Source organism: Hyphomicrobium sp., from assembly GCF_036833075.1.
Classification (GTDB): domain Bacteria; phylum Pseudomonadota; class Alphaproteobacteria; order Rhizobiales; family Hyphomicrobiaceae; genus Hyphomicrobium_C.
In genome coordinates this window covers 1-8,084 of record NZ_DAITQL010000128.1, presented here as the reverse complement: position 1 = coordinate 8,084, position 8,084 = coordinate 1, and the positions used below count along the sequence as shown (strand labels likewise).

The window sequence follows — 8,084 nt, the reverse complement described above, 5'->3', positions numbered from 1 at the left end:
AGTTTTGGCCGATCGCACCCCCAAAAGGTGGGTCAGTTTTCAGTGATCATCAACAAGCGGTGGATCCGGCTCAGAGCGCGCTACGCGGGAGCGATTTGTTTCCGAGGCCTTGAAGGCGGCGGAGTTGCTCGATAAGGCGGGCATAAAGCCGCTGGTCGAAACCTTCTCTTACAGCCCGACCCGCATTCAACTGCTCAACAAGGATCCTCGATCCTGGGAGGAGTTTCGTCGGCATCTGGGAGAGCATTCCGCGAGAGGATCTGCGCTGACGATGCGGAACTACCAGGCCTTGCGCCCGTCGCTCTATGACTTCGAGGCTCAGATCCGGGCGTGTGAGGTTCCGACGCTGGTCGTCGCCGGTGACGAGGACGACCCAGTGCTGGACATCGCGCTGTCTATCAAGCGCTGGATGCCCGGCGCCGGCTTGCAAGTGCTCCCCAAGACCGGTCACGCGGTGAATCTGGAGGAGCCGGAACTCTTTAACCGTTCAATGCGTGACTTTCTTAGCGCGGTCGAGCGCGGCCGGTGGGTGCCGCGTGATCCTCGAGCGCAACCAAATCGATCGGCAGTGTTGCCCGACGAGCTGTCAGTGAAGAGCTGAGGGGTAGGGCGCTATGAGGGGGCGGGCGAATCATACGTGCGGCGGTGCGCATGACTCGCGTTCTATCAGGGTAGTGTCGAAGCGAAGGATCCGTGGTGGGCCCTTGATTGTCCCCTGCACACGTCCGAGCATCAGCTGCGACGCTTCGACGCCCATTGCGCCATAGTCAACTCTCAACTCGGTCACAGTGGGCATGAAGAGTTCGCAAAGCTCCGGGTTGGTAGAACTCACTACCGAGATGTCTTTGGGAATACTGAGCCCGGCGGCACGAATTGCAAGGAGGACTCCAGGCAGCATGTTGACGCCGCCGGCGATGATGGCTGTGGGTCTATTTGGCAAAGCCAGCAAGTCTACTGATTGCTGTTCGGCAAATTCGGCAGTGAAGCTGCCAGTGCGCAATAACATTGGATCTAGTACAAGTCCCGCATCGTGGTGGGCTTTGATGAAAGCTTCAATCCGTTCTCGCGCTGGCCGGACGTGATGGGCTCCAGTGAGGAGCGCGACACGGCGATGACCCAGCTTCAAGAGGTAGGTCATCACTTGCTGGATGCCGCTTCGGTGGTCCACCGCGATAGTGTCCTGCTCACCATCCGGGTCCCGATCAAAAAGGATCGTGGGCACCGCGAGCTTCCTCCGGGTGTCCGCGAGTCTGGCATCGCTATCGCTTGATGTGGTCACGATCAAGCCATCGATCCTGCGCTGCGCGAAAGCGCTGAGGATCTCGAGTTCTCGCCTAGGCTCGTCGGCGTAGCCAGCGAGGAGCGGTACATACCCTTCGCGATAAAGGAGACTCTGGACCACAGTCGCAAAGGAGACGAACGCTGGCGAAGAGAAGTCTCGGATGAGGATTCCGATTGTGCGAGTGGAGCGGGATCGCATGCTCTGCGCAACAGCATCTGGTGTGTAGCCGAGCTTTCGGATGGCCCGCTCCACACGCAGCCTCATCTCGACATTGACATCGCTGAATCGGTTGATGACGCGCGACGCGGTCCCCAGCGATACGCCGGCCTCAAGTGCGACATCCTTGATTGTTGGTTTCGGCATACCGCCATTCATGCTCGTGGCCCGTCCGGCAATTCTATTCATTGACGACCTGACGCCATGTTCGACCTGTCTCGTGAAGACCCCCCGCGGCATCTCCTCAACCGCGTGCTAAGCGCCCGCTACGCATTGCAACTTCTCCGCCTCAGCGAGGCGGCCATCGCCGACGCGGGGCCGGCACCTCCTTCACACGAATGTCCGTCTCGAGGTGCGCGATGTGCGGTCAGCGGGCGAAGAGATACTGGGATGATGCCGAGGCAGTCAGTCTGGAGTTGGCGCCTACGAGTTCTCCAGCTGGGCCCGACTTCTGAGGCTCGGACGCCCCCCGGAGCATCCCGGGGGTGTAACGGCTCGCGACCGATACGAATATTCTGGTGACCCCTATTGCACAGAGCGCAGAACTCGTATAACGTTTCATCTGGAGCCGCCAAACCGACCGTGCGGGATCGCGGCAAGCTCGAGTCTCGACTCGAGCTTTTTGTCCGCCGAGCAGTGAAACGTTTCATCATAGGAGTGCAGCAGGCATGGAAGCCAAGATCTGGCACCAAAGCATGACGGACCTAGAGCGCCTGCCGGGCTACCGTGCAATGCTCGCGGGGCACGCTGAGCTCGCAGGTCACGGCGACTTCTCGGTTCACTTGCACGGAGTGCGCCCGGGGACCTACCCAGCAGGGATGCCGCCTGTGGAACTCACGAGATATCCGTGGGCGCACCACCTCATCTTCGACCAGTTTGTCGAGGCGGCAGTTCGCGCGGAGGCCGACGGCTATGAGGCTATGGCAATCAGTTGCTTTGTTGACCCGGCTCTCGACCTGGCGCGAAGCGCCGTGGACATTCCTGTCGTGAGCTCGTGCGAGACCGCTCTGATAGTGGGCACGAGCGTAGGTACCTCCCTCGGCTTGATCACTATCGATCAGAGCATGGTCCGAATCCTGAATCGACTCGTCACCCGATATGGATTCGGCGCGCGAGTGAGAGCCGTGGAGGCGCTGCACCCGGCGGTGGATGAGTTCGAGCTGGACGACGCATTTTCGGGGGGCGGCGTGATGATCGACCGATTCGTCACGCATGCAAGAGGCCTGTTAGAGCGTACCGACGTGGACGTTCTCATCCCGGCGGAGGGTGTCCTGAACACAGTGCTTGTGCGCAACAAGGTGCGGGACGTCGATGGAGTCCCGGTGCTCGATTCGTATGGCGCCCTGTTGCAGTACGGGCACATGCTTGCCCAGCTGCGCAGAAGGACGGGGCTGTTGGTCGGCCGACGTGGCGGTTATGCAAAGCCGCCGACTCATGTCATGAACAGCCTTCGCAATCTAACGGCAGAAATGCTGCAGAACGCGGTGAGATGAAGATGTCTACCGGAGCTACGCACTCGCCGGAGATGTGCTCGCTCGAGCTGCGGCACGTAGGCTGGGCGGCGGGCACTCTGGTTAAGAACCGAAGAGGAAATATGGAAGCAGATTTTCGCAGTAAGGCGGTCCAGCGATCGCGCGGCCATTGGTACGAAGACTTCGAGATCGGGCGCGAGTTCGTCCATCACTGGGGCCGCACCATCAACGAGGGTGACAACTCGTACTTCACAACGGTAACGATCAACTTCAACCCGATGTACTTCAACCGGGAGTATGCGATCGCCCATGGGCACCCGCGTGAGCAGGTCAACCCCATGCTTGTGTTCACGACGGTCTTCGGCTTGTCGGTAGAAGACCTGAGCGAGAACGGCGCCGCCTTTCTGGGCATCGACGATCTCACACACCATAAGCCCGTCTACCCAGGAGATACGCTGACCGCCACATCGACGGTGCATGCGACGCGACCATCCGCAAAAAACCCACGCCAAGGCATCTGCACCTGGCACACCAAGGGCTTCAACCAGAAGGGCGAACTGGTGATCGATTTCAAACGCTCAAACCTGATTTACCGGAGGACGGCCAAATGACGTACATGACCGATGAGCGCCGGATGATCCAGGAGACCGCCCGTGAATTCGCGATGAAGGAGGTGCTGCCCATCGCTAACAAGCTGGATCCCGAGCGAGGCGACATTCCAATGTCGTTGCGCGAGAAGATGGCTGAGATGGGCTATTTCGGCGTGCTGCTCCCCGAGGAGTACGGCGGCTTGGGTCTCGGCTGCTTCGAGTATTGCCTGATCGTGGAGGAGTTGGCCCGTGCTTGGATGAGCGTGGCGAGCATCATCTTCCGTGGCAACGGCATGATCGGGTGGCAGCAAATGTCGGAGGAGCAGAAGAAGAACTACCTACCGCGCATTGCACGCGGTGAGTTCTTGGGCGCCTTCGCGATGTCGGAGCCAGGGACGGGATCCGACGTCGCGGGTGTAAGCACGCGCGCGGTGAAGGACGGCGACAGCTATCTCATCACCGGCAACAAGTACTGGTGCACCTTTGCGGATGGCGCCGACTACCTCATGGTGATCGCGCGTACTTCGCCTCCTGAACCCAAGCGTCGCCACGCTGGAATGAGCATGTTCATCGTGCCGAAGAAGCGCGGGGAACTGCCTCCCGGCGTGCAGGGAGCACCCATCCCAAAGATCGGCTATTTCGGGTGGAAGACCTGGGAACTGGCTTTCGACAACTGTCGCGTGCCGGCGGAGAACCTGATCGGTGAGGAAGGCAAGGCGTTCTACTACGCCACCGCAGGCTTGGAGATTCCGCGGGCCATGACCGCGGCGCGATCTATCGGTCTTGCGCGTGCGGCGCTTGAAGATGCTATGGCTTATTCACAAGAGCGTGTCCAATTCGGCCAGCCGATCGGGGAATTCCAGGCGATCCGATTCAAGATCGCCCAGATGGCGACCGAGATCGAGGCGGCGCGCCAGCTGATGTACTTCGTTAACGACGCTATTGACACGGGCCGGCGCTGCGACAAGGAAGCGGCGATGGTGAAGTACTACGCTGCCGAAATGTCTGAACGCGTCACAAGTGAAGGTATGCAGATTCTGGGCGGAGCGGGCTACACCACGCTGCACGCCATGGAGCGGCACTGGCGCGACGCGCGGCTCACCAAGATCTTCGAGGGAACCTCCGAAATCCAGCTAAGGGTCATTTCCGATGCGCTGCTTGGAAAGGTAAAAAAATGAAGGTTTCTCAGCTCACCGGAAACGACAACTACTTCGAGGACTTCACTGTAGGAGAAGTGCTACGGCACCACAGGGGCAAGACCATCGAGGCTACGGAGAACGTGGTCATCACGAACCTTGTCATGAACTCGGCCTCGGCTCACTTCGACGAAGTCGTGATGCGCGATACGCCCTTCAAGAAGCGGCTGCAATTCGGGGGCGTCACCGCATCTCTGATCATTGGCATGGCGAGCCAGGAGACTTCTGAGAACGCGTTGGCAGAGCTCGGGCTAACTGGCGTCCGCTTCGCCGCGCCCGTATTCCATGGCGACACGCTGTACGCCTACACCGAGGTCATCGGAAAAGATGGCGGGCGGCAAGAGGACGCCGGCGAGGTGGTCTTCAAACACTGGGGCGTGAATCAGGACGACAAGGTTGTCTTTGAGGGCGAGCGTCGTGTCCTTGTGAAGAAGCGCAGTCATTGGGGGAATCGATGACAACGGTCGCCGCAATGGGCGCGCTCTCCGGTCTGCGCGTTCTAGACCTGACTCTGATGATGGCTGGACCATACGCCTCCATGCTGTTGGGCGATCACGGCGCGGAAGTGATCAAGGTCGAGCCATTGGAGGGTGACTACGTTCGGAGCGTCGGACCGTATCGCCCCGACGACCAGCTTCGAAACTTCGGAGGCTACTTCCAGAGCGTCAATCGCAACAAGAAGTCGATCGCGCTCAACCTGAAGGAGCCTGAGGGCCGCGAGATCCTAATCGAGCTGGTGAAGCAGACGGACGTGCTCGTGGAGAACTACCGGGCTGGTGTGATGGATCGGCTGGGTCTTTCCTACGAGACGTTGCGTGACGTTCGTCCGCAGCTCGTGTATGCGGCAGTTCGCGGTTTCGGCGATCCCCGCACGGGCAACAGTCCCTACGTGAACTGGCCCGCCTACGACCCGATCGCGCAGGCCATGGGGGGCATTATGGGGATCACCGGCAGCAGTGACGGTGAGCCTGCCAAAGTGGGCCCGGGTGTGGGCGACATTGTCCCGGCGATTATGTGCGCATTCGGCGTCCTCGCCGCTGTGTACCGCGCCAAACAAACGGGCCGCGGACAGTTCCTGGACGTGTCGATGGTCGACGCTGTGCTCGCTTTGTCCGAGCGCATCATTTACCAGCATTCGTACGAAGGGAAGGTGCCTAAGCCGGAGGGTCAGCGGCATCCATTCTTGACTCCCTTCGGGATTGTGCGCTGCAAAGACGGTCACATCACCCTGGCCTGCCATACCGACGCCTTTTGGAGCCGTCTTTGTGAGCTGATGGAGCGGCCTGCCTTGGCGAGCGACCCAAGATTAAAGACGGAGGTGGCGCGCCGAGAGAACGCGGATCTCGTCTACGGCGCCATTTCCGAGTACACCATGAAGCGTACCAAGCGCGAACTGCTAGAGGAATTGGGCGGCCATGTCCCCTTCAGTCCGGTCTACAACGTGGCGGACATCGCCGCTGATCCGCACTTCGCCGCGCGCGAGATGCTGGTGGAGCTTGAGCACCCCGGCGCCTTGGGGCGCATGGCGGTGGCGGGTGTGCCCGTCAAGATGACGGAGACGCCTGGGGGGGTGCGCCGCCGCGCACCGATGCTGTCTGAGCATGCTGCCGAGATCTTGACTGGCGTCGGCATCGATGAGCAGCGCCTCAAATCACTTCGCGACCGCGGCGTGGTTGGCTGACAGATTTCAAAGGAGCAGAAAAGTGGTGAACAAACCTAAACGGGTCCGGCGGTCGGAACTTGCAGTACCCGGTTCAAGCGAGAAGATGATGGCCAAGGCTGCGGCAAGCAAAGCCGACTTAGTCTTCCTGGACCTGGAGGATGCCGTTGCACCAAACGCCAAGGTGCGCGCCCGGTCAATGATCGTCGACGCCTTGAAAGAGCTGGATTGGAGCGGCAAAACCACCTGCGTTCGCATCAATGACCTCGGCACGGAATGGGCGTACGAGGACATCATCAGCGTCGTCGAAGGCGCTCACGAGCACCTCGACCTCATCATGATCCCGAAGGTACTGCGCGGCAGCGACGTTCTCTTTGTCGACACGCTGTTGTCGCAGATGGAGAGGAAGCTCAAGACGAGTCGCCGAATCGGAATCGAGGTCCTCATCGAAGAGGTCGAGGCCATGATGAACGTGGAAGAGATCGCCCGCTCCTCGCGGCGTCTCGAGGCGCTGATCTACGGTGTCGGCGACTATTCGGCGTCGCAGGGAATCGATCTCGCGTCTATCGGTGGACCGACAGGGTACCCCGGCGACATGTGGCACTACGGGCGCCACAAGATCACGATCGCCGCTCGCGTCAATGGACTGGACGCCATTGATGGTCCGATGGGTAACTTCAAGGACATCGCGGCATATGCGGAAGAGTGTAGGCGTGCCCGCCTCGTGGGAATGGTTGGGAAATGGGCGATCCACCCCGCGCAGATCGACCCTGCATTGGAGGCGTTCACCCCGAGCCAGGCTGCGGTTGATGCCGCCCGCGCAATGACCAAAGCGTACAGGGAAGCCGAAGAACAAGGCCTCGGCGCTGTCACCTACAACGGTGAAATGATCGACGCCGCCACTATCCGCATCGTGAAGAACGTCATCGACATGGCCGATCGGATCGGCATGTGAAGAGTGCCTAGGCAGGCGGCGCTGCTGCCTGACATGAGCGTGTGTCTAGTAAATGTTGAAAGGAGACAAATCATGAGAGCTATTGCAGGATTCGGCAGCCGCCTGGCCATGGTGGCGCCTCTGGTTTCGTTCCTAATGGCCGCGCCGGTTTTCGCTCAGGAATGCGAGACGAAAATCGGAGCTCTTGGACCGCTGTCTGGTGGAGCCGCCGCCTGGGGTCTGGCCATGAAGGCCGGCGCCGAGTTCGTGGCAGCGCAAGCGAATGCGAGCGGCGGCCTCCAAGTGGGGAATCGCAAGTGCAAGGTGACGGTGGTCACGTACGACACCAAGTACACGGCGGACGGCGCGGCGGCCGGCGCAAACTACCTAGCCAGTCAGAACGTCAAGTTGATCATCGGACCTGTCGGGTCGCCGGAGGCCACGGGCATCAAGCCGGTCGCTCACCGCAACGGGCAACTGACGTTCAATAGCGCCATGGCTAAAGACGCCATTGGGACGCAGTGGCCGACCGCTTTCCGCCAGGTGTCTAGCCCCAGTGCTTGGGCGCCGGCCCTCGTCAAGGCTGCCAAGGACCGCTTCAAGATCACGTCCGTTGTGGTTGTGGCACCGAACGATCAAGGTGGCACCGATATCGCCAGCGTCGACGCCGAGGCATACAAGTAACCGTCTGCAAAGTCAAGCGCCGTGAAGCGAGTTGTCCCAAGGTTGATTGT

At 60.4% G+C, this 8,084-nt stretch carries 9 protein-coding genes; 8 read left to right on the top strand and 1 reads right to left on the bottom strand.

Annotation, left to right across the window (positions count from 1 at the left end; translation table 11 throughout):
- Window positions 1–124 precede the first annotated feature (124 nt).
- A complete protein-coding gene (locus V7082_RS20780) occupies window positions 125–601 on the top strand; it encodes an alpha/beta fold hydrolase (protein ID WP_334151535.1) in 477 nt (158 codons plus the stop codon).
- 30 nt (window positions 602–631) lie between these two features.
- Here the strand turns inward: V7082_RS20780 and V7082_RS20775 are convergent, their stop codons facing one another.
- A complete protein-coding gene (locus tag V7082_RS20775; RefSeq protein ID WP_334151533.1) occupies window positions 632–1,657 on the bottom strand; it encodes a LacI family DNA-binding transcriptional regulator in 1,026 nt (341 codons plus the stop codon).
- A gap of 509 nt (window positions 1,658–2,166) precedes the next feature.
- Between V7082_RS20775 and V7082_RS20770 the strand changes: the two genes are divergently transcribed.
- The 7 genes from V7082_RS20770 (at window position 2,167) to V7082_RS20740 (ending at window position 8,034) form a co-directional block, all read left to right on the top strand.
- Window positions 2,167–2,991 (top strand): aspartate/glutamate racemase family protein, encoded by an 825-nt coding sequence (locus tag V7082_RS20770; protein WP_334151532.1) that lies wholly within the window; start codon window positions 2,167–2,169, stop codon window positions 2,989–2,991.
- Between the two features lie 101 nt (window positions 2,992–3,092).
- Window positions 3,093–3,581, top strand: a complete 489-nt coding sequence (locus V7082_RS20765; protein ID WP_334151531.1) for a MaoC family dehydratase — start codon at window positions 3,093–3,095, stop codon at window positions 3,579–3,581.
- Entirely contained in the window at window positions 3,578–4,738 is a 1,161-nt protein-coding gene (locus tag V7082_RS20760; RefSeq protein WP_334151529.1) for an acyl-CoA dehydrogenase family protein, read from the top strand. Before V7082_RS20765 ends, V7082_RS20760 begins: the two co-directional genes overlap by 4 nt.
- Window positions 4,735–5,214: a MaoC family dehydratase gene (locus V7082_RS20755; RefSeq protein ID WP_334151528.1), complete on the top strand. Its 480-nt coding sequence runs from the start codon at window positions 4,735–4,737 to the stop codon at window positions 5,212–5,214. The genes V7082_RS20760 and V7082_RS20755 overlap by 4 nt, the downstream gene beginning before the upstream one ends.
- Entirely contained in the window at window positions 5,211–6,437 is a 1,227-nt protein-coding gene (locus V7082_RS20750) for a CaiB/BaiF CoA transferase family protein (RefSeq protein WP_334151527.1), read from the top strand. The genes V7082_RS20755 and V7082_RS20750 overlap by 4 nt, the downstream gene beginning before the upstream one ends.
- Window positions 6,438–6,459: 22 nt before the next feature.
- A complete protein-coding gene (locus tag V7082_RS20745; protein ID WP_334151525.1) occupies window positions 6,460–7,371 on the top strand; it encodes an HpcH/HpaI aldolase/citrate lyase family protein in 912 nt (303 codons plus the stop codon).
- Window positions 7,372–7,443: 72 nt separating this feature from the next.
- Window positions 7,444–8,034, top strand: a complete 591-nt coding sequence (locus V7082_RS20740) for an ABC transporter substrate-binding protein (protein WP_334151523.1) — start codon at window positions 7,444–7,446, stop codon at window positions 8,032–8,034.
- Window positions 8,035–8,084: the final 50 nt, after the last annotated feature.